This window comes from Erwinia aphidicola (assembly GCF_014773485.1).
Classification (GTDB): Bacteria; Pseudomonadota; Gammaproteobacteria; order Enterobacterales; family Enterobacteriaceae; genus Erwinia; species Erwinia aphidicola.
In genome coordinates this window covers 154,035-176,337 of the sequence record NZ_JACXBP010000007.1, presented here as the reverse complement: position 1 = coordinate 176,337, position 22,303 = coordinate 154,035, and the positions used below count along the sequence as shown (strand labels likewise).

The following is a 22,303-nucleotide window of genomic DNA, read 5'->3' as shown; positions in this document are numbered from 1 at the left end:
TTCAGGTTTTATTATGGACGACTTAACCCTGCGTTATTACGACGCTGAAATGCGCTACCTGCTTGAAGCCGGTGAAGAGTTTGCCCGCGCCCACCCGGACCGGGCGGCGCTGCTGAACCTGGACAAGTCCGGCGCGCGCGACCCTTACGTTGAGCGCCTGTTCGAAGGTTTCGCCTTTATGATGGGCCGCCTGCGCGAGAAGCTGGACGACGATCTTCCGGAGCTGACGGAAGGGCTGGTCACGCTGCTGTGGCCGCACTACCTGCGCACCATTCCGTCGATGTCGGTGGTGGAGTTCAGCCCCGACTGGCGCGAGATGAAAGAGAAAATGGCTATCGCGAAGGGCTTTGAGGTGCTGTCACGGCCAATCGGCGAGAAAGCGACCCGCTGCCGCTACACCACCACCCGTGAAATCAGCCTGCAGCCGCTGGCGCTGGAGCGGGCCACGCTCTCCACCGACCCGGACGGTCGCTCGGTGGTGCGCCTGCGCTTTGCCTGCAGCAGCCTGGCCGACTGGAGCAGGGTTGACCTCAGCCTGATCCCGATATATCTCAATGCCGATGCGCCGCTGGCCTGCGCAATGCATGAAGCCTTTACCCTGAATAGCGCCAGCATCTGGCTACGCTTGCCGGATGACCCGGAGCGCCGCCCGCTCGATGCGCGCTTCACCGCGCTGGGATTTGGTGAAGATGACCGGCTGTGGCCAAAGGGCAACAGCAGCTTCAGCGGCTATCAGCTGCTGCTGGAGTACTTTACCTTCCGCGAGAAGTTTATGTTCACCGGCCTGCGCGGGCTGGAGCATATCGCGCTGCCTGCTGAGCTGCCCTGGTTCGAAATCGACGTGGTGCTGGCGCAGCGCTGGGAGCATGATTTTACCTTCAGCGAGAAACACCTGCGGCTGCACTGTGCGCCGGTGATTAACCTCTTCCCGCTGGAGTCCGACCCGCTGACGCTTAACTCGCTGCAGACCGAATACCTGCTGCGCCCGATGCGCGTGCAGGACGGTCATACCGAAATTTATTCCGTCGACTCGGTTATGTCTTCCGGCCAACACACCTACGTGCCGTTCTCCAGCTTCCGCCACAAGGGCGGGATGATGCGCCACCAGGCGCCGGAATATTACTACCATTCCCGCGTGCGGCGTGGGGCTTCCGGGCTGCACAACACCTGGCTTATCCTCGGCGGTGAAGCCTTTGATAACCACAGCGTGCCCGGTGACGAAAGCCTGTCGTTAACCCTGACCGGCACCAATGGCCAGCTGCCGCGCCGCGCCCTGCAGAGCACGGTGCTGGATACCGCTATCATCACCAGCTCGACCCGCGTCGAGGTGCGCAACCTCTGTGCGCCAACGCTGCCCTGTTATCCGCCGGATCGCGACCGCTTCCACTGGCGCGTGCTCAGCCACCTCGGCAGCAACTTCCTGTCGATGATGGACAATGCCGAGGTGCTGCGCGGCACGCTGGCGCTGTACGAGTGGACCGGCAGCGAGATGAACCGCCGCCGCCTGGAGGCGATCCTCGACGTTAGCCACAGCGAAACCGAGCGCTTCGAGCAGGGCTATCTGCTGCGCGGCGTACAGATTGACGTGACGCTCGACAGCAACGGTTTTGCCGGGCACGGCGACATCTGCCTGTTCGGCGAGATGCTCAGCCACTTTTTCGCGCTGTATACCGACATTTACCTGTTTAACCGCCTGGTTATTATCCTGCAACCCACCGGAGAGCGCCTGGAATGGCAAGAGAAACACAACCGCCGCATTCCCGGCTGAGCCCGCGTATGGAAGCTGACCTGACGCGGATGAACTTTTACCGCTTCTGTCAGCTGCTGGAAAAACAGCATCCGGACAGGCCGCCGCTCGGCAGCACCGCCTGTCCTCAGGATGATGCGGTGCGCTTCAGCCCGTGGCCGGGCATGGGCTTTCCCTCCAGCGAGCTGAAAAGCGTTGAATACAGTGAAGATGACGCGGCGGCACCCAAAGTGCGCACCACCTTTATGGGCGTCTACGGCGTAGACTCCCCGCTGCCGACAACCTACCTTGACGACATCAGCCAGCGGCGCGAAGGGCACGAGGCGCTGCAGGATTTCCTGGATATCTTCAGCCACCGCATCCTGACGCAGTTCTACCGCATCTGGCGCAAATACTCCTATCCCGCCACCTTCGAGCGCGGCGGGACGGACACGATTTCTCAGTCGCTGCTGGGCCTGGTGGGCTTAGGTATTCCCGGTACCGCCAGCCATATCGCCACCCCGGTTTCGCGCTTTCTGGCGCTGCTCGGCGTGCTGCGCCAGCCGGCAAAAACCCAGGAGGGCGTGCAGGCGCTGGTGCAGCTGCTGGCGCCGGAGACGCAGGCGCGGGTCAGCCCGTACTGCCTGCGCCCGATTGAAATCAGCCAGCCGCTCGGCTTTTACGGCGAGCAGGATTTTTTGCTGGACGGCAACGCGCCGCTGGGCGATGAAGTGATGGACACCAGCAGCCAGCTGCTGATCGAGCTGTTCACCGACAGCGAGAGCGAAGCGCAGGGCTGGAAGCCGGACGGCCAGCTGTATCAGGATTTCCTGGTGATGCTGCGCGTCTATCTCGGCTGGCGCTTTAAGGCGAAGATTCGCCTGACCGTCAGCACCGCGCTGCTGCCGGTGATGCCGCTTGGCGAGGCGCCGTTCTGGCTCGGCATGAGCGGCGTGCTGGGCGTGGAGGTGGGGAATATTCCCGACGACGTCCCGCAAACTTTTACCACCGAACTTGGCAGCTATCGCGGCCTGCAACCGACCCTGCACGTACAAGGAAATAAGCGTGTTAATTACCAGTTTGACTAAATCTACCCGCTGGCTGGTGCCGGTACTGGCCATCAGCCTGAGCGGCTGCGGACTGACGCAGAGCGTCTCTGACGGCACCCGCTCGGCGGTATCGTCCATCTTCTATAAAAAGATTAAGGTGCTGCACCTCGATTTTATCGCGCGTGAGGCACTGAATACCGACGCGCGCGAAAACCATAGCAGCCCGCAGTCGGTGGTGATCCGCGTTTATCAGCTGAAAGATCGTAAAGCCTTCGACAAGCTGGTCTACCAGCAGTTAGCGACCGATGGCGACACGCTGCTGGGTGCCGATCTCCTCGCCAGCCGCGACCTGGTGCTGAGCCCCGGCGGCGCGGTTAACCTTAATATGCCGATGGAGCCGGAAGCGCAGTTTGTCGCGGTCGTCGGCCTGTTCCGCCAGCCGGACCTGGCGAAGAGTGGCTGGCAGCAGGTGCTGGAGCGCGAAGCGCTGGACCCGGATAATGCGCGCGTGCTTGAAGCGAGCGAAAACAGCCTGAGCCTGCTGCCTGTTAAGAAGGAGTAATATAATCTTTCCCGCAGGCATGGCATCTGAAATAAAACTCACGCAGCAGCATGCACTGCATCTTCACAAGAGAGGAACTCGATTGTGCATAAATGGATGTTGGTTGTAGTTTTAGTTTTTTTCCTGGTTTCAGGCTGTTCCCGGGCTGGAGGTGGGGGTTATACCGCTGGCGATATTCGCGGGATTAATCATATGCCTTACGTCATCAACCACATGGATGTGAATGGCTATGGAGGTCCGAATATGGGCTCATATGGAGAGGGTGGTGGCTATTGCTGCATTATGCTGCCTGATAAATGGAGGCCGGGATTAAAAGCTCATGTGGAGTGGGAGTTAGATCCTAATCCAAAAGAACATATACCAATGGAAAAAGAAGGCTTCGGATATGAAAAAGAAGCCTATGCCAGGCACAAAGCGAACTATCAAAAACACTCTGCGGTAGTGGATATCCCTCAATATGGTGAAGAGCGCTGTGGTATCACGGTGCATTTCCTGCCCTGTAATCAGGTCAAGGTTACAACCATCTGTGATGGTTACGGCACGCCAGATTACCCGATTAAAGAACCTCTGGAGATGAAGGAGCCTGCGCAATGTCCAAAATAAGCCTCGCTGTGCGGCAAGCTCCACATCGCTACAAATAAGGAACTCAGCTATGCATAAATGGATGTTGTTTGTATTTTTAGTTTTGCTGGTTTCAGGCTGTTCCCGGGCTGGAGATAATGAGTATACCGCCGGAGATTTAAGGGCAAAAAACCATGTCGCGGGCCAGACCATCAACTGGTTTAAGGTTAATGGCTACCGCGCGCCGGGTTTAGGGGGAGGATATTGTTGTGTGATGCTGCCGGAAAAATGGACCCCGGGATTAAAAGCTCATGTGGAGTGGGAGGTAGATCCTAATCCAAACGAATACATTCCTTTTAAGAAGAAGGGTTCTGGATATGAGGAAGAAGCTTACGCCAGACACAAAGCAAACTTCCAAAAACACTCTATGGTAGTGGATATCCCTCAATATGGTAAAGAGCGCTGTGGTATCACGGTGCATTTTCTGCCCTGTAATCAGGTTAAAGTCACCGCTATCTGCGATGGCTACGGCACGCCAAATTACCCGATTAAAGAACCTCTGGAGATGAAGGAGCCCGCGCAATGTCCAAAATAATCCTCGCTTTTCGGCAAGCTCCGCATCACTACAAATAAGGAACTCAGTTATGCGTAAATGGATGTTGTTTGTATATGTGGTTTTGCTGGTTTCAGGCTGTTCCCGGGCTGGAGGTGGGGGTTATACCGCTGGCGATATTCGCGGGATTAATCATATGCCTTACGTCATCAACCACATGGATGTGAATGGCTATGGAGGTCCGAATATGGGCTCATATGGAGAGGGTGGTGGCTATTGCTGCATTATGCTGCCTGATAAATGGAGGCCGGGATTAAAAGCTCATGTTGAGTGGGAGGTAGATCCTAATCCAAAAGAACATATACCAATGGAAAAAGAAGGCTTCGGATATGAAAAAGAAGCCTATGCCAGGCACAAAGCGAACTATCAAAAACACTCTGCGGTAGTGGATATCCCTCAATATGGTGAAGAGCGCTGTGGTATCACGGTGCATTTTCTGCCCTGTAATCAGGTCAAAGTCACTACTATTTGCGATGGTTACGGCACGCCAAATTACCCGATTAAAGAACCTCTGGAGATGAAGGAGCCTGCGCAATGTCCAAAATAAGCCTTGCGCTGCCGTGCTTTGCCCCGCCTGAGTTCCCCGAGGGTGGGCGACTGATCCTGACCCCGGAACAGATTACCGCTAACTACCGCAAGCAGACGCTGGAAGAGAGGCAGTACCACGAAAAGTTAATTAAGCTGACGGGAAAGCGCATGTTCCCTCCTTGCTGCCAAAGCCTGCATATCAGCCTGTTTTTTGATGGCACTGGTAATAATGAGAAAAATGATACGGATTTCGCCAATCCTCCCCATCCCACTAATATCGCGAAGCTCTATCATGCCACCTATCAGGATGCGGAGAGCCAGGGCTACTTTCGTTACTATATGCCGGGTGTCGGTACCCCATTCCCGAAAATTAATGAGTTTAGTTACAGCGGCGCTGGCCTGATGTTTGCCTCGGGCGGTGAAGACCGCATTAACTGGGCGCTGCTGCGGCTGGTGGATGCCCTGATGATCGCCATTACGCCCACGCGAAAGGGGCTGGACGACAGCGTGGCGCGCGAGCAGATTGCCGCGATGCGCGCCCACTGGCCGCTGAGTGGCGATGCCAACCGCCGCCGCGCCATCAACGGGCTGCTGACACCGCTGCGTGCCAGAGTTACGCAGGCGCGGCCGCAGCCCATCGCCATCAAGCTGTTTATCTATGGCTTTTCACGCGGCGCGGCGGAAGCGCGCACCTTTGTCAGCTGGCTGTCGGAGCTGCTGGTCGACCCGGAGAGCGATGCGGTGGAGCTGGAGCTGCTCGGGCTACCGCTCAGCATTGAGTTTCTTGGCGTACTGGATACCGTGCCCTCGGTGGGCATTGCGCACATTGCCCCCGGTTTTGACGGCCATATGGGCTGGGCTAGCGGCACCCAGCAGCTGCCGCCTGCCAGCCGCTTTCCTGGCCTGATTAAGTGCTGCCGCCATTTTGTTGCCGCCCACGAGCAGCGCCTGAGCTTTCCGCTGGACTCGATACGTCGCCCGGAAGGCCATTATCCCTCACAAACCCAGGAGGTGGTTTACCCCGGTATGCACTCTGATATCGGCGGTGGTTACTCGCCGGGCGAGCAGGGAAAATCAACGGGGGGCGTGGGTGAAGTGCTGTCGCAGATCGTCCTGCACGACCTGTATGCTGCCGCGTTTTCAGCGGGTGCGCCGCTTGCGATAAGGGCAGATTTAATAACTTCATTGATTAAAAATATTCGACCGTCGAGAGCTATGTCTCCAGATACATTTGATGAGTTCAACGCTTCTGAAATCTTGATCAGTCGCTTCAATGCCTGGCGCAAACTAACCCTGCTCGACGCCGTGGCGCTTGAAGCCGATATCCCGGCGGCGGAGCAAAACGGTTATCAGCCGCAAGCGCTTTCCAGCTCGCTGGAGAGCGTAGTTATACAGCAGATGGCATGGATGACCGCCTGGCGCATCGGGCGCTATGCCCACAATAGCCTGCTGGCCCAGCCGTTCTATCTTAATGCGCCGCAAAAAGATACCGCCGGGCTGGAAGAGGAAAAGCGCCAGTACGATATTAAATTCAATGCGTGGCGTAACCAGTTGGATTTGGCGCGCAAGGATCGTCCCGGCTGGCAGGACACCATAGAGCAGGGGCCGCCCGATTATGATCCCACCAACGGCCAGTACCAGCTGCGTGAAGCCGCACGCGAGTTTGAGCATGACTACCGCAACTGGCTCCGCGATGTCAATGGCAACCCGGCAGAAAAAGTTATTCAGGTTGCACTGGATGGCGTGCTGAAGCACCCGGTCTATCGGCTCAACGGCGATGATGAAAACAAAGAGTATGAGCAGATGCGTAAAGAGGGCGATTACCACTATGCGCGCCTGTTCAGCGACAGGCTCGGCACCGGCACCCGTAAAGAGCCGGAGGCGCAGTTACTGGCGCTGTTTGACCAACAGATCCACGACTCACGTGCCTGGTTTGTGCAAAGCACGCTGGGCGGGCGCGAACCCTGGGGCGGCTATTTCCGCTACCGCATGATCTACTGCGGCAGCAAAGCCAACAAGCAGGTGCAGCTGATTTATGTCGAAGGCAAAGCAGTCGGCGCCCCGCAGCTGGACCCGCCACTCTTATTTATCGTCGAGTCGCGCAGCGGTGAGGAGAGGGTGACGGAAGTGCAAAAGGTGCGCGAGCTGGCCAGCGGGCAGGTTGAAGTGCTCACGCCCGGCAGTATGCTGCCCGCCAGTCATGAGCCGGGCCTGATCGCCGCTCGTGAAAGCGCGCGCATCCGCGCGGAGCGTCATCAGCAGGCCCAGCTCGCCATTGCGCAAAAAATGAGTGAATGGAATAGTAAAAATATTGGCTAGCCGCGCATGGATTGAAAATATATCGCGGAATATTATTAACATAAGGATATTATGTGGGAAGGTTTATTTTTTTTGCCCGTCGGGCCGTAGTAATCATCACTTTATTTTTCTTATTAGGCTGCGAAAGTAATAAGCTATCAAAAGAGATTCGCGATGAGGCTAAGGGAGGTGATTTATACAGTAGTGATAGTATTAAAACTGTTTCAATGACTCCAGTGGGGGGTGGGAAATATGGTTGGGTGTTTAATGGTATCCATTTTGATTACTCTCTATCCTCCGGTGTTGATGAGTTTCTTCGTCTTATAGTAAGCGGAAAGCTTGATAAAACGCATATTGAAATGAATAATTCAGGGGTTTTTATTCTGTCAAGAAATAAAAAGAGCTTTGCCGGTGTAGTTGATTTTACTTATCATTATTATAATGAAGAAGAAAGAAAGCTAATTTGGTCTGTCACAAGAAACCCGAATGAAAATTGCCACTGGAATTATGATAAGTCAGGAGTGTGTAATATCAGTCTGACGGAATTACGCGGTACAATACATCAGAAGAGCATTGTGCCTACTGATGCTTTTAAGTTTAATCATGCATTTAATGTCAACTTTTATACCGAAGGGTCGCCTTCATTTAAGCAAGAAGCCTATCCGGTGAAAATTGCTAAAAATGTCGTTATGGCACCTTTGTATGTGTTAGTAACTATATTGATTTTACCTGTATATATTCTTCTTTCAGCTAATTAGCAAAAAATTTTAGAATGTTGTTTGAATATAAAGGAATAACAATGCCGCACTCACACAACTCCCCCTCACTGTATGAAATGCTGTACGGCAACTTTGCCGGCGGGCTGGATCTGCACAACGTCAGTGAAGAGAACCAGGTGATCCTCTCGGTGCTCGACAATATGCAGCGCATCCTCAACTGCCGCGCCGGAACCCTGGCGCATCTGCCCGATTACGGCCTGCCGGATATGACCAAAATATTGCAGGGCATGCCCGGCACCGCGCACCAGCTGATGACCACGCTGTCCGGCGTGCTGCTGCGCTACGAGCCGCGCCTCAGCAGTATTAAGGTCGATATGCTGCCGCAAAGCATTCCCGGCGAGCTGCGCTACGCCATTGATGCCGAGCTGAAGGGCATCGGCCTGGTGCGCTACGGCACCGAATTTATGCCGGAAGGCAAAGTGCTGATCCGCCACATGAAACAGCAGCAGTACCTCGACGCCCGCGCCTCGCTGTAGTCAGCGGCACCCCTCTCTGATAATCATCGAAACTTTTTATGAATCTATCTGAACGTTACCTGAAAACCGGCGGCGACCCACGCACGCTGCCGGACTACGCGGCGCTGCGCGACGAGCTGGGCAAGCTGTCCCACCCGGCGCGCCCGGACGTGAACTGGCACTGTGTGGAAAAACTCAGCCTCGCGCTGTTTGAACATAACGGCGTCGAGCTGCAAACGGCGGCCTGGTATACCCTGGCGCGCACCCAGCTGGGCGGGCTGGCTGGCCTGAACGAAGGTCTGGCCATCCTCGAAGCGTTAATCAGCCACCAGTGGGGCAACCTGTGGCCGCAGCAGGTGCATGCGCGCGTGGAGATCCTCAGCGGCCTCAGCCGCCGCGTGCAGCAGATGATGCGCACGCTGCCGATCGGCTACAGCGATCTCAGCCAGCTTTACCGCGCCGAGCAGCAGCTCACCCGGCTGAACGAGGTGTTGCAGCGGCTGGAGCTGCGCCATCTCAGCCAGTTTGACGCGCTGGCGGCGCTGATGCACAGCAGCGCGCTGCGGCTGGAGAACAGCGATGCGGCGGCAGGCAGCGCGACAGCCACCCCTTCAGGAGCGGTGCTGCCCGCCAGCGCCCAGCGTGCAGCCGACCCGGCTGTGGAGATGACGCCTTCAGCCGTAAAATGGGTCTATATCGCCCAGCCCCAGCCCGAGGCGAACATTGAGGTCATGACGCCGCCGCCGCCGACCAGCCGCTGGAAGCCGTTTGCCGCAGGGGTTGTGACCATGCTGGTGGTGGGCGCTGCGGGAATAGGGGGATGGCAGCTTGTGCAACGCCCCGATCCGCTGATAGATCATCTTGCCGCCACGCTTTCACCCCTGGCAATGCCGCTTACCGGGGAGCAGGTCGACAGCCTGAAGCGGCAAAACTATCAGCCGGAAAAAATCCGCGAGCACACCGAACAGCAGCTGGGGTGGCTGGCGGCGCTGTCACCCTGCTGGGCGCTTGATTATGGGCAGCGGCTGGTGCGCCAGGCCCAGGCGTTTAAACCGCAGGATGCTGCGGTCGGCAGAATGGCCGCCGAGTGGCAGCAGCAGCTTAAAGCCACGGCGCTTCCTGAGGAGGCAATGGGCGGCTGGCAGCAGGGGATGGAGCAGCTGCAGCAGCTGACGGACAGGCTGAATGCCCTTGACGGGCAGCGCGGTAAATATATCACCGTCAGCGAGCTGAAATCGGTGGTGTACAACGCCACCCAGGCGTTTAGCCGTTCAACCCCGGCAGAAGAGCAGCTGCGTCTTTATTCGGTTAACCCGTCGGATATTCAGCGCCGCCAGGCCGAGATGGCGCTGGAGCAGTTAGAGAAGCGCTATTTTTTGCTAAAGCAGCAGCAGGAGTGAAGCAGAAACAAAAAACCCGCCAGTTGGCGGGTTTTTTTATACTTCCGTTTTCTCGCGGAACTCGCATAAATCTTCAATCAGGCAGGAGCCGCAGCGCGGTTTACGCGCAATGCAGGTGTAGCGACCGTGCAGGATAAACCAGTGGTGGCAGTCGACCTTAAACTCCTTCGGTACCACCTTCAGCAGCTTCTCTTCCACCTGTTCCACGTTGTTACCCGGCGCAAAGCGCGTGCGGTTGCAGACGCGGAAAATATGGGTATCGACGGCGATGGTCGGCCAGCCAAAGGCGGTGTTCAGCACCACGTTAGCGGTTTTTCGCCCCACGCCCGGCAGCGCTTCCAGCGCCTCGCGGCTCTCCGGCACTTCTCCGCCGTGCTGCTCGACCAGAATGCGGCAGGTTTTGATCACGTTCTCGGCCTTGCTGTTAAACAGGCCGATGGTTTTGATGTACTCCTTCACCCCGTCTACGCCAAGTGCCAGAATCGCCGCAGGCGTATTAGCTACCGGGTAGAGTTTGGCCATCGCTTTGTTTACGCTGACGTCGGTGGCCTGCGCGGAGAGCAGCACCGCAATCAGTAGTTCAAACGGGGAAGTGAAGTTCAGTTCGGTGGTGGGGTGCGGGTTATTGTCCCGCAGCCGCACCAGAATCTCGTGACGCTTATCCTTGTTCACTGCGCAGTTTTTCCTTCCGGCATAGCAGCACTCTCCTGTTCTGCTTTCAGCGCGGCGCGCTGTTTCATCTTATTGTCGATGAGATATTTTGCCGCCAGCAGCATGCCGAGGCCGATAAACGCGCCCGGCGGCAGCATCGCCAGCAGCATTGGCGAGTCGAAATGCACCACTTCAATGCGCATCGCCTTTGCCCACGGGCCAAGCAGCTGGTCTGCGCCGTTAAAGATGGTGCCGTTGCCGATAATTTCACGGATAGAGCCCAGCACCACCATCACGCTGGTGGCGCCGAGGCCAATCGCCATACCGTCCAGCGCCGCCAGCCCGACATGGCTTTTGGACGCCACCGCTTCGGCGCGGCCCACCACGATACAGTTGGTGACGATCAGCGGGATGAAGATCCCCAGGGACTGATACAGGCCGTAGGCATAGGCATTGATCAGCATCTGCACGCAGCTGACCACGGCCGCGATAATCATCACGTAAATCGGAATACGGATTTCAGATGGCACCCAGCGGCGCGACAGGGAGATGCCGCTGTTGGTGCAGGTCAGCACCAGGGTAGTGGCCAGACCAAGGCCGAGGGCGTTGGTAGCGGTCGAAGTCACGGCCAGCAGCGGGCAGAGGCCCAGCAGCTGCACCAGCGCGGAGTTATTCTTCCACAGCCCGCCGACCAGCAGGGTTTTTGCTTCACTCATTGGCGTCTCCACAGGATGGCAACGAGGACAGTTGCCCCGGTAAGGTTTCAATATACAACGTTGTGCGCTTCACCGCATTGACCACCGCACGCGGCGTAATCGTTGCGCCAGTAAACTGGTCGAAGTCGCCACCGTCTTTCTTCACCGCGAAATGGCTGTCATCCGCGCCGGTCACTTTTTTGCCGTTAAAGCTCATGATCCAGTCAGAGATTCGCAGCTCGATTTTATCGCCAAGACCCGGTGTTTCATGATGTTCCACCACGCGGGTGCCGTACACCGTGCCGTCAAAGCTGGCGCCGACAATCAGCTGAATATTGCCAGAGTAGCCGTCAGGCGCGGTAGTTTCCACCGCCGCTGCCACGGGTTTATCACCCTTGCGCGCCAGATAGAGGTGGTGCGGGCTGCCGTTGCCCAGTGCCGGATTAGTGACAACGTAACACTCCTGCTGAATTTTATTATCATACAGCTCGGGCGGCACCACCTGGTCCAGCAGGATCTTCTGCTGTACGGCGGTCTGATGTTCAATAGTCGGCTTGGTTACCGCATTAATCACCGCCGTCAGGCCGGTGGTGATAGCGGCAAACACCGCCAGCGTTACGCCGTTTTTACGAATCGCGTCCAGCATCATTTACCCTTACGGTGTCCGTATACGCGCGGCTGCGTGTAGTAGTCAATCAGCGGCACGCAGATATTCGCCAGCAGCACGGCAAATGCCACGCCGTCCGGATAGCCGCCAAAGCTGCGGATCAGCCACACCAGCAGGCCAATCAGCACGCCGTACAGCAGGCGGCCTTTATTGGTGGTGGAGGCGGTCACCGGGTCGGTGGCGATAAAGAATGCGCCCAGCATGGTGGCCCCGGAGAACAGATGCACCAGCGGAGATACCAGGCTGTCCGGTGACAGCAGCCAGCCGAGCGTGGCGCAGAACGCCAGCGAGGCGATAAAGCTCACCGGGATATGCCAGCGGATGCTGCGCGTCCACAGCAGGAAAATGCCCCCGGCCAGGAACGCCACGTTGACCCACTGCCAGCCCAGGCCGGCCAGCACGCCGCCGTAAATCGGCATGGCGCGCACTTCTTCAGCCGAATGGCCGGCGCGCAGCCCGGTTTTGAAGGTGTCGAGCGGCGTAGCCTGGCTGATGCCGTCGATCCCCACCTGCAGCTGCTGCATGCTGTGGCCGTCAAGCGTATGGAAATGGAAGATCATACTCAGGGTGTCGCCAAAGGTCGGGCTGATGCCCTGCAGCACGTCCGGCGGTAGCCAGCTGGTCATCTGCACCGGGAAGGAGATCAGCAGCACCACGTAGCCGACCATCGCCGGGTTGAACGGGTTCTGACCGAGGCCGCCGTAAAGATGCTTGGAGATAATCACCGCAAACAGCGTGCCGATAACAATCAGCCACCACGGCGCCAGCGGCGGGATGCTGATGCCGAGCAGCAGGGCGGTCAGCAGCGCGGAGTTATCCTTCAGCGTCTCCGCCAGCGGCAGCTTGCGCAACCGCAGGATAGCCGCTTCAGCCGCGATAGCGGCAGCCGCCGCGATCAGCACCTGGATCAGGTTACCCCAGCCAAAGTACCAGCACTGCACGGCCATGCCGGGTACGGCTGCCAGCAGCACCAGCAGCATAATGGTGCTGGTGCTACGGCGGTTATGAGTATAGGGCGAGCTTGCAATACGAAATGCCATTTAATCCTCTTGCGTCGACGGCTGCTGCGATTTACGCGCTTTCACGCGTGCAATGGCCGCTGCCACCGCCGCTTTACGTGCATCCTCAGGGGAGGCGGCGGGCGCCTCTTCCTGACGGGGTTCGGGTTGTTCAGGGGTGACTTCTGGCAGAGCTTCGGCGGCCTGCGCGGCTTTTTTCGCTTTGGCGCGGGCAATAGCGGCTTCGATGGCCGCCTTGCGAGGGTCGGCGGCAGGTGCCGGTTGTTCTGCCGCAGCCGGTTGCGGTTCAGCAACGGCGGCCTGCGCGGCTTTCTTCGCTTTGGCACGGGCGATAGCCGCTTCCACCGCCGTTTTACGCGGGTCAGCGGCTGGCGGCGTATCGGCGGTTGCCGGCGGCTCAGCGATGGCCGCGCTGGCTTCGGCTTTCTTCGCTTTGGCGCGGGCAATCGCGGCTTCAACGGCGGCTTTGCGCGGATCGTCTGCCTGGCGCGTCACCGGTTCGCTGCTGGCCTGTTGCTCAGCCTGGCGCGCGCGGGCTTCCGCCTGGCGGGCTGCACGCTGAGCTGCCGCCGCGTCGTCATCGAGCGGTGCGGCAGCGGCGGCCTGCTTCGCCTTCACGCGTTCGCGCGCGGCGTTAAGCGCATCGGCGTCGGTGATAGCCACGCTGCGTTTGGCCTGCTGGTGCTTCGCTTCACGCGCCGCTTTTTCCCGCTCCAGGCGCTGTTGACGCGCTTCAAAACGCGCCTTGGCCAGGGCAGTACGCTCGGCTTCCAGATCGATAGCCTGAATCTCGGCCTTCTCCTGGCGGTAATACTGCACCAGCGGGATATTACTCGGGCAGACATAAGCACAGGCGCCGCACTCAATGCAGTCTGCAATATTATGCTCGCGCGCTTTGTCGTGATCGCCGCCGCGGCTGTACCAGTAAAGCTGCTGCGGCAGCAGGGCGGCCGGGCAGGCGTCGGCGCAGGCGCTGCAGCGGATGCAGCCCTGCTCCGGCTCGTTGTGGCCCATCTCAGAGGCGGCGGGTGCGAGAATACAGTTGGTGATTTTCACCACCGGCACATCCAGCGTCGGCAGGGTGAAGCCCATCAGCGGGCCACCCATGACCACCATCTGTTCGGCACCCGGTGCGAAATCGGCGTGATGCAGCAGATGGCTGATCGGCGTGCCGAGGCGGCCCCAGACGTTGCCAGGCTGGCGCACCGACTCACCGGTCAGGGTAATAACGCGTTCAGTAAGCGGCTCGCCGTCAATAATCGCGCGCTTAACGGCATAGGCGGTGCCGACGTTCTGCATCAGCACGCCGATATCGGTAGAGCGCCCGCCGTGCGGCACCTCTTTACCGGTGAGAATTTTCGTCAGCTGTTTGGCGCCACCGGAAGGATATTTGGTGGGGATGACGCGGATCTCCATATCGCGCGCGTTGCCCAGGGCGGCTTTCAGCGCGGCAATCGCTTCCGGTTTGTTATCTTCAATGCCGATCAGGGTGCGCTCCGCCTGCAGCGTCCACGCCAGAATGCGGCAGCCTTCCAGCACTTCTGCGGCGCAGTCCTGCATCAGGCGATCGTCGGCGGTGATATAAGGCTCGCACTCGGCGGCATTGATAATCAGGGTATTGACCCCGCGCAGCCCGCCCTTCAGCTTGGTGGCGGTAGGGAAGCCCGCGCCGCCCAGCCCGGCAACGCCAGCCTGATGCACGCGGCGCACCACCTCCTGGCGGTCCAGGCTGCGATAGTCGCTCAGCGTCTGCTTATCAATCCAGCGGTCTTCGCCGTCCGGAGTGATAAAGATGCACATCTCCGCCAGCGCGGAGGGATGCGCAGTCATATGCGGGGCGATTTTGCTCACGGTACCGGAGCTTGGCGCGTGGATCGGCAGCATACGGCCATTGCCAAAGGTCAGCGCCTGGCCGCGCAGGACAGCGTCGCCGGGGCGCACGCAGATCTCGCCTTCGTTACCGATATGCTGTTTCAGCGGCAGTATAAACTGGGCGGGCAGCGGCAGCTGGCGCAGCGGCGTGCCGTTTGACTGGGTCTTCATCTCCGGTGGATGAATGCCACCTTCGAAGTCCCAAAGCCGATCTTTTTTAAAGTAGTTGAGCAGATTAAGCATGACTTTCTACAGTGATCACCCGCACCGGAATGGTTTGCAGGTCCCATTTCCAGTTGGCAGTAGTGGTAGCAACCGGACGCATTTCAATGCAGTCGGTCGGGCAGGGAGCAACGCACAGGTCGCAGCCGGTACAGACATCGCTCAGCACGGTGTGCATCGCGCGGGTGGCGCCGACAATTGCATCCACCGGGCAGGCCTGAATGCACTTGGTGCAGCCGATGCAGTTGGCTTCGTCAATCCACGCCACTTTACGCTCTGGCTCCAAAGCGGCCTCTTCACCCAGCGGCTGCGGGTCGACGTTAAGCAGCGCCGCCAGTTTCAGCATGGTCTGCTCGCCGCCGGGCGCGCATTTGTTGATCAGTTCGCCGTTATTACCCACCGCGTCGGCATAGGGGCGGCAGCCGGGATAACCGCACTGCCCGCACTGGCTCTGCGGCAAAATAGCGTCAATCTGTTCGACAATCGGGTCTTCTTCCACTTCGAAGCGGCGCGAGGCGTAGCCCAGCAGCCCCCCCAACACCAGGCTAAGTGCGCTAAGAACCAGCACAGCAATCCAAATCGCACTCATCAGAACTTCACCAGTCCGGTAAAGCCCATAAACGCCAGCGCCATCAGGCCGGCGGTGACCAGTGCAATCGATGAACCCTTAAACGGCGCGGGCACATCGGCGAGCACCAGGCGCTCGCGGATGCCGGCGAACAGCACCATCACCAGCGAGAAGCCGATAGAGGCGCTAAAGCCGAACAGCGCGGCCTGCAGGAAAGTGTGATTGAGGTTGACGCTAAGCAGCGGCACGCCAAGCACCGCACAGTTGGTGGTGATCAGCGGCAGGAAGATACCCAGCAGGCGGTAGAGGTCAGGGCTGGTTTTACGCACCACCATTTCGGTGAACTGCACGACCACGGCAATCACCAGGATATAGGCCATGGTGCGCAGGTAGACCAGATCGAGCGGCAGCAGGATCAGGTGATTGACCAGCCATGCACAGATAGAGGCCAGGGTAATAACAAAGGTGGTGGCGAGTCCCATGCCAATTGCCGTTTCCAGTTTTTTGGAAACGCCCATGAAGGGACAAAGGCCGAGAAACTTCACCAGGACGAAGTTATTCACCAGCACTGTGCCAATAAAGAGAAGCAGGTATTCGGTCATTATTACGCCTGAAGAAAAGTCAAAAGCAGCACATTATCGGATATTGGCTACGCCATCACAACCGTTGCGCGGCGGGTGTCCGACGCCAGCGCACTCAGGATTAAATTCTTGACGTTTATTTCGCCATCACGGTTCGATGAAAGTGTTCTTAACGCGTTGAGAACGCTTGAAATAAGGCACCAGTACCGCTGCCGCCAGCAGGGCGATCAGTAAAGTCCGAATTGCCGCACCATCGGCCACCGGAGAGAAGGCAAAAGTCTTCACCGCCAGCAGCACGGTGAGTAGCAGCCACAAAATGTAGTGGCGCGGCAGCCGACGCGAGCGTTGACAGAAGATCCACGTCACCCAGGCACTGTAGCACCAGACTACGGTAGAGGTCAGCAGCGAGGCTCCCCACTGCCATAATGCGTTGCTTTCATGGCTGAACAGCGCGTTACGCATCGCCGGGTCGAGCAGGGCGCTTAAATACATTGCCATCACCAGCGCGCTGGTCAGCAAGGTCATGATCAGCCATGCCAGCGGCACCAGCAGCCAGCCTGCCAGGCGCGGTTTAGTATCAACAGCCACTTATTCATCCTTATCCAGTCAGCAAACTCTGCCATCAAGGCAAAAGGTGCACCGTCAGGATACACCTCATATCAGAAAAGGATTATACGGAACTTCATGCGCCAGGTCATTAACCAGAGCGAACTGGAACCTTAAACGACGTAGCGCCAGACAGTTTTTGGCACGCGTCCAAGGTCAAACAGGCGACCGCCGGAAACCAGTTCTGCGCGACGGTGATCGGCAGCGCGGTACATCTGAATAATTTCACCATCATCGTTAAGGGAATAGTTGAGATGGTCGAAGAGTTTTTCCAGAGTTTCCAGGGAATTAACTTTGCGAAATTTTAACAAATAGTCTTGAGCGGTCATATTGGCCATTTGCGAACGGAATAGTGAGTGATAAGTATATTATTTGGCAAAAAAGAGTCCAGAAAGTTCGCGATGAAATAGGTAAATTCAGACTAATGATGAAGATATTCGGGGCTGAAATAGATTTTTTAAGAGTTTTCTAGGAATTTTTATACCGCTTATTGATTTAGTGGTATTTAGGTTCATTTTATTGCGCGCCGCTATCCACTTCCTGTCACCGACTCACATCGCCCGGCTGCAGGCCAGCGTTTTGCCGGAATTTAGCAAACTGTGTAACAGCTCACAAATCCACACTTTACCCGACGTCGCAACCGCGCCGCACGGCGGCGACAGAACTGCACGCGGTATTGTAATCGCTTCCAAATGATTGCGGCGCAAACGCTTCTGTTTATTACAGTTATTTAACCTCAATTTGGCACCCACTGCGTGATTTTTCCATATCGACCCGCTAAGGCCTGGGGCGCGGGGTTGGCGTAAGCCATTTGTTTTGTTGCGTTTTGTGAGCATTGTCGAAAATGTTTTTTGGTGAATAGTACAGGCTTAAGTGGCTCTTAACCCTATTCGATAAAATCCCATCAGAGGAAAAATGATCATGTGGAAGCGTTTACTCTTATCCACCCTCATCAGTGCCAGCCTGGCGGCTCCGGCGCTGGCTGAATCCATGACTGTTGGTTTCTCTCAGGTTGGCTCGGAATCGGGCTGGCGAGCCGCAGAGACCAGCGTGGCGAAAAGTGAAGCGCAAAAGCGCGGTATCACGCTGAAAATCGCCGACGGGCAGCAAAAACAGGAGAACCAGATCAAGGCAGTGCGTTCGTTTATTGCCCAAGGCGTGGATGCCATCTTCATTGCTCCGGTAGTCCAGACCGGCTGGGAGCCGGTGCTTGAAGAAGCGAAAGACGCCAAAATCCCGGTATTCCTGCTGGACCGCGCTATCGTGGTCAAAGATAAATCGCTGTATCAGGCGGTCGTCACCGCCGACAACGTCTATGAAGGTAAGCTAATCGGTGACTGGCTGGTGAAACAGCAGGCGGGCAAGCCGTGTAACGTGGTTGAGCTACAGGGTACCGTCGGCGCCAGCGTGGCGATTGACCGTAAGAAGGGCTTCGCTGAAGCGATTGCCAACACGCCAAATATTAAAGTGATCCGTTCGCAGTCCGGCGATTTTACCCGCAGCAAGGGTAAAGAGGTGATGGAGAGTTTCATCAAGGCAGAGAACAACGGTAAAAACATCTGCATGGTTTACGCCCATAACGATGATATGGCTATCGGTGCCATTCAGGCGATTAAAGAGGCCGGTCTGAAACCGGGTAAAGATATTCTCACCGGCTCCATTGACGGCGTGCCGGATATTTATAAAGCGATGCTGGCAGGTGAAGCCAATGCCAACGTCGAGCTGACGCCAAATATGGCCGGCCCGGCTTTCGACGCGCTGGAAAAACTTAAAAAAGACGGCACCATGCCGCCGAAGATCATCAAAACCGAATCGAAACTTTTCCTTCCTGCTGATGCCCAGGCCCAGCTGGATAAGAAAAAAGGTATGGGTTACTGATCCCCGGGCCGCCCTGAGGGCGGCTTTTTTCATGGCGTGAGGCACGCGTATGACCATCGACTCCTCTCCACCGCCGCTGCTTGCCATTAGCGGCGTCAGTAAGTCCTTTCCCGGCGTGCGGGCGCTGGATAATGTCTCTTTCGACCTGCGTCCCGGTGAAATCATGGCGCTGCTGGGGGAAAACGGGGCCGGGAAATCGACCCTGATTAAAGTGCTGACCGGCGTTTATCAGCGCGATGCTGGCACCATTACCCTCTCCGGAAACCCGATCAATCCGCGCAATACCGCCGAGGCACAGCAGCTGGGCATCGGCACGGTGTATCAGGAAGTGAACCTGCTGCCGAATATGTCGGTTGCCGATAATCTGTTTATCGGGCGTGAACCGAAACGTTTTGGCCTGATAGACCGTAAAACGCTAAACCAGCGCGCGGTGAAATTACTCAACGACTACGGTTTCGAGCTGGATGTCACCCGCCCGCTGGGCCAGTACTCGGTGGCAATGCAGCAGATCATTGCTATCTGCCGCGCCGTGGATCTCTCCGCTCAGGTGCTGATCCTCGATGAACCCACCGCCAGCCTGGACGCCAGCGAAGTCGAGATGCTGTTCACGCTGATGAGACAGCTGAAGACAAAGGGGATGAGCCTGGTGTTTGTCACCCACTTTCTCGACCAGGTTTACCGCGTCACCGACCGTATTACGGTGCTGCGCAACGGGCAGTTTATTGCCACGCGCGATACCCATTCCCTGCCGCAGATTGAGCTGATCAAACTGATGCTCGGCCGTGAGCTGCTGGAAACCGCGCTGCAGCGCGCGGGCAGCACGCTGAAAAGTCATCAGCCGGTGGTGGAATTTAAAAATTACGGCAAGAAAGGCACCATCGAGCCGTTCAGCCTGAGCGTGCGCCCGGGCGAAGCGGTCGGGCTGGCTGGCCTGCTGGGATCCGGGCGTACCGAAACCGCCGAGCTGCTGTTCGGCATTAAGCGTGCCGACAGCGGCAGCGCCTTTATCAAGGGTAAAGCCAAAACCATTCGCTCCCCGGCGCAGGCGTCTCGCCTCGGCATGGGCTTCTGCCCGGAAGACCGCAAAACCGACGGTATTATCGGTGCCGCTTCGGTGCGGGAAAATATCATTCTGGCTCTGCAGGCGCAGCGCGGCTGGCTGCGGCCCATCCCACGCCGCGAACAGCAGCAGGTGGCCGACCGCTATATCAAGAGCCTTGGCATTCGCACTCCGGACGCCGATCAGCCGGTTGAGCTGCTCTCCGGCGGCAATCAGCAGAAAGTACTGCTGTCGCGCTGGCTGGTGACCAAACCGCAGTTTCTGATCCTTGATGAACCGACGCGCGGCATTGATGTTGGCGCCCACGCCGAAATCATCCGCCTGATTGAGACCCTGTGTGCCGATGGCCTGGCGCTGCTGGTGATCTCCTCCGAGCTGGAAGAGCTGGTGGGCTACGCCGACCGCGTGCTGATCCTGCGCGATCGCCAGCAGGTGGCGGAGATTCCGCTGGAGCAGCTCTCCGTTGCCTCCATTGTTAACGCCATTGCGGCGGGAGGGGAGCAACATGCCTGATTCCCACTTATTGACGGGGAAACCGCCGATGCAGAAACGTAAACTGCCGCCGGGCCTGCCGCAGATTGGCGCGCTGCTGCTGGTGCTGCTGATCGACAGCCTGGTGGCCAATAACTTCTTTGCTATTCATGTGCAGGATGGTCGGCTGTTCGGCAGCCCGATAGATATCCTTAACCGCGCTGCGCCGGTGGCGATTCTGGCGATAGGGATGACGCTGGTGATCGCCACCGGCGGGATAGATCTGTCGGTCGGGGCGGTGATGGCGATAGCCGGAGCCACGGCGGCGACGCTGACCGTGGCCGGGCACAGCCTGCCGGTGATTATTCTGGTGACGCTGGGCAGCGGCCTGCTGTGCGGCCTGTGGAACGGCGTGCTGGTGGCGCTGCTGAAGATCCAGCCGTTTGTCGCCACGCTGATCCTGATGGTGGCGGGACGCGGCATCGCGCAGCTGATCACCCAGGGGCAGATAGTCACTTTTAACAGCGACTCGCTGGCGCAGCTTGGCAGCGGCACGCTGCTGCTGTTCCCGGTGCCGATGTGGATCACCCTGGCGCTGGCGCTGCTGGTCTGGCTGCTGACGCGCAAAACCGCGCTGGGGATGTTTATCGAGGCCGTCGGCATCAACCTGCGCGCCGCGCGCAATGCCGGGGTGAACGGCTGGCTGGTCGTGATGAGTACCTATCTGCTGAGCGGCCTGTGCGCGGCTGTGGCCGGGCTGATCGTCGCGGCGGATATTCGCGGTGCCGATGCCAACAACGCCGGGCTGTGGCTGGAGCTGGATGCGATTCTGGCGGTGGTGATTGGCGGGGCGTCGCTGATGGGCGGCCGCTTTAACCTGCTGCTGTCGCTGATTGGCGCACTGATTATACAGGCGATGAACACCGGGATTTTGCTCTCCGGCTTCCCGCCGGAGCTGAACCAGGTGGTCAAAGCGGTGGTGGTAATGGTGGTGCTGCTGCTGCAGTCGCCGCGCTTTATTCAACTGTTTAAACGAGGGCGCCGCCGTGATTAAACGTCATCTGCCGTTAATGATTACCCTGCTGGTATTTGTAGCGGGCTACCTGTTCTGCCTCAGTCAGTTTCCCGGCTTCGCCTCAACGCGGGTGATCGCCAATATCCTTACCGATAACGCCTTCCTCGGCATTATTGCGGTTGGGATGACTTTTGTGATCCTTTCCGGCGGTATCGATCTGTCGGTCGGCGCGGTGATCGCCTTTACCGGGGTGTTTCTCGCCCGCGCGATTGGTGATTTCCACCTCGATCCGTGGCTGGCGTTTGCGCTGGTGATGGTGATGGGCTCGGCGTTTGGCGCCTTTATGGGCTGGCTGATCGACGCGCTGAAAATCCCGGCGTTTATTATCACCCTGGCGGGGATGTTCTTCCTGCGCGGCAGCAGCTATCTGGTGGCGGAAAGCTCGCTGCCGATCGACCATCCGCTGTATGCCACGCTGTCGTCGATGGCGTGGAAAATTCCCGGCGGCGGGCGGCTCAGCCTGCTGGCGGTGATCATGCTGGTGGTGGTGGCCTTTGGCATCCTGCTGGCGCACCGCAGCCGCTTCGGTAATCAGGTATATGCCATTGGCGGCAACGCCACCTCGGCGCAGCTGATGGGCATTTCGACGCGCAGCACCACGGTGCGCATTTATATGCTCTCATCCGGCTTGGCGACGCTGGCGGGCATCGTCTTTTCAATCTACACCTCGGCGGGCTATGCGCTGGCGGGGATGGGCGTGGAGCTGGATGCCATTGCCTCGGTGGTGATTGGCGGCACGCTGCTCTCCGGCGGCGTTGGCACCGTGCTGGGGACGCTGTTCGGCGTGCTGATTCAGGGGCTGATCCAGACATGGATTAACTTCGACGGTACGCTCAGCTCGTGGTGGACCAAGATCGCCATCGGCATCCTGCTGTTCGCCTTTATTGCCCTGCAACGCCTGCTGACCGTGATGTGGGATCGCCAGCAGAATGCGCCAGTGAAACGGTTGATATCCTGAAACGGTGGG

General features: G+C 58.0%; 23 protein-coding genes. 14 read left to right on the top strand and 9 right to left on the bottom strand.

Going from position 1 to position 22,303, the window contains the following annotated elements; genetic code table 11:
• Window positions 1–13 precede the first annotated feature (13 nt).
• The 10 genes from tssF (at window position 14) to ID864_RS17555 (ending at window position 9,971) form a co-directional block, all read left to right on the top strand.
• Entirely contained in the window at window positions 14–1,768 is a 1,755-nt protein-coding gene (gene tssF, locus ID864_RS17600) for a type VI secretion system baseplate subunit TssF (protein WP_191150175.1), read from the top strand.
• On the top strand, window positions 1,732–2,814 hold the full coding sequence (gene tssG, locus ID864_RS17595) for a type VI secretion system baseplate subunit TssG (protein WP_191150174.1): 1,083 nt from the start codon (window positions 1,732–1,734) through the stop codon (window positions 2,812–2,814). Before tssF ends, tssG begins: the two co-directional genes overlap by 37 nt.
• Entirely contained in the window at window positions 2,792–3,337 is a 546-nt protein-coding gene (gene tssJ / locus ID864_RS17590) for a type VI secretion system lipoprotein TssJ (RefSeq protein ID WP_048918144.1), read from the top strand. The genes tssG and tssJ overlap by 23 nt, the downstream gene beginning before the upstream one ends.
• Before the next feature lie 96 nt (window positions 3,338–3,433).
• Window positions 3,434–3,940 (top strand): DUF3304 domain-containing protein, encoded by a 507-nt coding sequence (locus ID864_RS17585; RefSeq protein WP_191150186.1) that lies wholly within the window; start codon window positions 3,434–3,436, stop codon window positions 3,938–3,940.
• Window positions 3,941–3,989: 49 nt separating this feature from the next.
• Complete coding sequence (locus ID864_RS17580) at window positions 3,990–4,493, top strand: DUF3304 domain-containing protein (protein WP_062821009.1); 504 nt, start codon at window positions 3,990–3,992, stop codon at window positions 4,491–4,493.
• Window positions 4,494–4,542: 49 nt separating this feature from the next.
• On the top strand, window positions 4,543–5,058 hold the full coding sequence (locus ID864_RS17575) for a DUF3304 domain-containing protein (protein WP_191149466.1): 516 nt from the start codon (window positions 4,543–4,545) through the stop codon (window positions 5,056–5,058).
• Window positions 5,046–7,358 (top strand): T6SS phospholipase effector Tle1-like catalytic domain-containing protein, encoded by a 2,313-nt coding sequence (locus ID864_RS17570; RefSeq protein WP_191149465.1) that lies wholly within the window; start codon window positions 5,046–5,048, stop codon window positions 7,356–7,358. Before ID864_RS17575 ends, ID864_RS17570 begins: the two co-directional genes overlap by 13 nt.
• Before the next feature lie 53 nt (window positions 7,359–7,411).
• Window positions 7,412–8,095, top strand: coding sequence for a YidX family protein (locus ID864_RS17565; RefSeq protein ID WP_048918827.1), 684 nt, complete (start codon window positions 7,412–7,414; stop codon window positions 8,093–8,095).
• A 41-nt stretch (window positions 8,096–8,136) separates the two neighbouring features.
• Entirely contained in the window at window positions 8,137–8,592 is a 456-nt protein-coding gene (tssE, locus tag ID864_RS17560) for a type VI secretion system baseplate subunit TssE (RefSeq protein ID WP_048916119.1), read from the top strand.
• Between the two features lie 38 nt (window positions 8,593–8,630).
• Window positions 8,631–9,971 carry a VasL domain-containing protein gene (locus tag ID864_RS17555; RefSeq protein ID WP_191149464.1) on the top strand — a complete coding sequence of 447 codons (1,341 nt, stop codon included), beginning with the start codon at window positions 8,631–8,633 and terminating at the stop codon, window positions 9,969–9,971.
• 36 nt (window positions 9,972–10,007) lie between these two features.
• Here the strand turns inward: ID864_RS17555 and nth are convergent, their stop codons facing one another.
• The 9 genes from nth to ydgT form a co-directional block, all read right to left on the bottom strand.
• Window positions 10,008–10,643 carry an endonuclease III gene (nth, locus tag ID864_RS17550; RefSeq protein WP_048916117.1) on the bottom strand — a complete coding sequence of 212 codons (636 nt, stop codon included), beginning with the start codon at window positions 10,641–10,643 and terminating at the stop codon, window positions 10,008–10,010.
• Window positions 10,640–11,338 (bottom strand): electron transport complex subunit E, encoded by a 699-nt coding sequence (locus ID864_RS17545; protein WP_048916116.1) that lies wholly within the window; start codon window positions 11,336–11,338, stop codon window positions 10,640–10,642. The genes nth and ID864_RS17545 overlap by 4 nt, the downstream gene beginning before the upstream one ends.
• Window positions 11,331–11,963 (bottom strand): electron transport complex subunit RsxG, encoded by a 633-nt coding sequence (gene rsxG, locus ID864_RS17540; RefSeq protein WP_048916115.1) that lies wholly within the window; start codon window positions 11,961–11,963, stop codon window positions 11,331–11,333. Before rsxG ends, ID864_RS17545 begins: the two co-directional genes overlap by 8 nt.
• Window positions 11,963–13,024, bottom strand: coding sequence for an electron transport complex subunit RsxD (gene rsxD, locus ID864_RS17535; protein WP_048916114.1), 1,062 nt, complete (start codon window positions 13,022–13,024; stop codon window positions 11,963–11,965). The genes rsxG and rsxD overlap by 1 nt, the downstream gene beginning before the upstream one ends.
• Complete coding sequence (gene rsxC, locus ID864_RS17530; protein ID WP_191149463.1) at window positions 13,025–15,118, bottom strand: electron transport complex subunit RsxC; 2,094 nt, start codon at window positions 15,116–15,118, stop codon at window positions 13,025–13,027.
• A complete protein-coding gene (rsxB, locus tag ID864_RS17525; protein ID WP_048916110.1) occupies window positions 15,111–15,686 on the bottom strand; it encodes an electron transport complex subunit RsxB in 576 nt (191 codons plus the stop codon). Before rsxB ends, rsxC begins: the two co-directional genes overlap by 8 nt.
• Window positions 15,686–16,267 (bottom strand): electron transport complex subunit RsxA, encoded by a 582-nt coding sequence (rsxA, locus tag ID864_RS17520; RefSeq protein ID WP_048916109.1) that lies wholly within the window; start codon window positions 16,265–16,267, stop codon window positions 15,686–15,688. Before rsxA ends, rsxB begins: the two co-directional genes overlap by 1 nt.
• A gap of 126 nt (window positions 16,268–16,393) precedes the next feature.
• Complete coding sequence (locus tag ID864_RS17515) at window positions 16,394–16,834, bottom strand: DUF2569 domain-containing protein (protein ID WP_048916108.1); 441 nt, start codon at window positions 16,832–16,834, stop codon at window positions 16,394–16,396.
• A 131-nt stretch (window positions 16,835–16,965) separates the two neighbouring features.
• Window positions 16,966–17,181: a transcription modulator YdgT gene (ydgT, locus tag ID864_RS17510; RefSeq protein WP_048916113.1), complete on the bottom strand. Its 216-nt coding sequence runs from the start codon at window positions 17,179–17,181 to the stop codon at window positions 16,966–16,968.
• Window positions 17,182–17,773: 592 nt separating this feature from the next.
• Here ydgT and ytfQ point away from each other — a divergent pair.
• From ytfQ to yjfF, 4 genes are read left to right on the top strand one after another with little or no spacing between them, the layout of a single operon-like run.
• The gene (gene ytfQ, locus ID864_RS17505) at window positions 17,774–18,730 is read left to right on the top strand and encodes a galactofuranose ABC transporter, galactofuranose-binding protein YtfQ (protein WP_048916107.1); all 957 of its coding nucleotides are present in this window, start codon (window positions 17,774–17,776) and stop codon (window positions 18,728–18,730) included.
• Window positions 18,731–18,779: 49 nt separating this feature from the next.
• On the top strand, window positions 18,780–20,303 hold the full coding sequence (ytfR, locus tag ID864_RS17500; protein ID WP_048916106.1) for a galactofuranose ABC transporter, ATP-binding protein YtfR: 1,524 nt from the start codon (window positions 18,780–18,782) through the stop codon (window positions 20,301–20,303).
• On the top strand, window positions 20,296–21,315 hold the full coding sequence (gene ytfT / locus ID864_RS17495; protein ID WP_099753664.1) for a galactofuranose ABC transporter, ATP-binding protein YtfT: 1,020 nt from the start codon (window positions 20,296–20,298) through the stop codon (window positions 21,313–21,315). Before ytfR ends, ytfT begins: the two co-directional genes overlap by 8 nt.
• Window positions 21,308–22,294 (top strand): galactofuranose ABC transporter, permease protein YjfF, encoded by a 987-nt coding sequence (gene yjfF, locus ID864_RS17490; protein WP_048916104.1) that lies wholly within the window; start codon window positions 21,308–21,310, stop codon window positions 22,292–22,294. The genes ytfT and yjfF overlap by 8 nt, the downstream gene beginning before the upstream one ends.
• Window positions 22,295–22,303 lie beyond the last annotated feature (9 nt).

What these genes read in the sequence shown, in the direction of transcription:
- tssF (WP_191150175.1), top strand. Translation starts at nt 14, where the DNA reads ATGGACGACTTAACCCTGCGTTATTACGACGCTGAAATGCGCTACCTG.
- tssG (WP_191150174.1), top strand. Translation starts at nt 1,732, where the DNA reads ATGGCAAGAGAAACACAACCGCCGCATTCCCGGCTGAGCCCGCGTATG.
- ID864_RS17585 (WP_191150186.1), top strand. Translation starts at nt 3,434, where the DNA reads ATGTTGGTTGTAGTTTTAGTTTTTTTCCTGGTTTCAGGCTGTTCCCGG.
- ID864_RS17580 (WP_062821009.1), top strand. Translation starts at nt 3,990, where the DNA reads ATGCATAAATGGATGTTGTTTGTATTTTTAGTTTTGCTGGTTTCAGGC.
- ID864_RS17575 (WP_191149466.1), top strand. Translation starts at nt 4,543, where the DNA reads ATGCGTAAATGGATGTTGTTTGTATATGTGGTTTTGCTGGTTTCAGGC.
- ID864_RS17570 (WP_191149465.1), top strand. Translation starts at nt 5,046, where the DNA reads ATGTCCAAAATAAGCCTTGCGCTGCCGTGCTTTGCCCCGCCTGAGTTC.
- tssE (WP_048916119.1), top strand. Translation starts at nt 8,137, where the DNA reads ATGCCGCACTCACACAACTCCCCCTCACTGTATGAAATGCTGTACGGC.
- ID864_RS17555 (WP_191149464.1), top strand. Translation starts at nt 8,631, where the DNA reads ATGAATCTATCTGAACGTTACCTGAAAACCGGCGGCGACCCACGCACG.
- ID864_RS17545 (WP_048916116.1), bottom strand. Translation starts at nt 11,338, where the DNA reads ATGAGTGAAGCAAAAACCCTGCTGGTCGGCGGGCTGTGGAAGAATAAC.
- rsxG (WP_048916115.1), bottom strand. Translation starts at nt 11,963, where the DNA reads ATGCTGGACGCGATTCGTAAAAACGGCGTAACGCTGGCGGTGTTTGCC.
- rsxD (WP_048916114.1), bottom strand. Translation starts at nt 13,024, where the DNA reads ATGGCATTTCGTATTGCAAGCTCGCCCTATACTCATAACCGCCGTAGC.
- rsxC (WP_191149463.1), bottom strand. Translation starts at nt 15,118, where the DNA reads ATGCTTAATCTGCTCAACTACTTTAAAAAAGATCGGCTTTGGGACTTC.
- rsxB (WP_048916110.1), bottom strand. Translation starts at nt 15,686, where the DNA reads ATGAGTGCGATTTGGATTGCTGTGCTGGTTCTTAGCGCACTTAGCCTG.
- rsxA (WP_048916109.1), bottom strand. Translation starts at nt 16,267, where the DNA reads ATGACCGAATACCTGCTTCTCTTTATTGGCACAGTGCTGGTGAATAAC.
- ydgT (WP_048916113.1), bottom strand. Translation starts at nt 17,181, where the DNA reads ATGACCGCTCAAGACTATTTGTTAAAATTTCGCAAAGTTAATTCCCTG.
- ytfQ (WP_048916107.1), top strand. Translation starts at nt 17,774, where the DNA reads ATGTGGAAGCGTTTACTCTTATCCACCCTCATCAGTGCCAGCCTGGCG.
- ytfR (WP_048916106.1), top strand. Translation starts at nt 18,780, where the DNA reads ATGACCATCGACTCCTCTCCACCGCCGCTGCTTGCCATTAGCGGCGTC.
- ytfT (WP_099753664.1), top strand. Translation starts at nt 20,296, where the DNA reads ATGCCTGATTCCCACTTATTGACGGGGAAACCGCCGATGCAGAAACGT.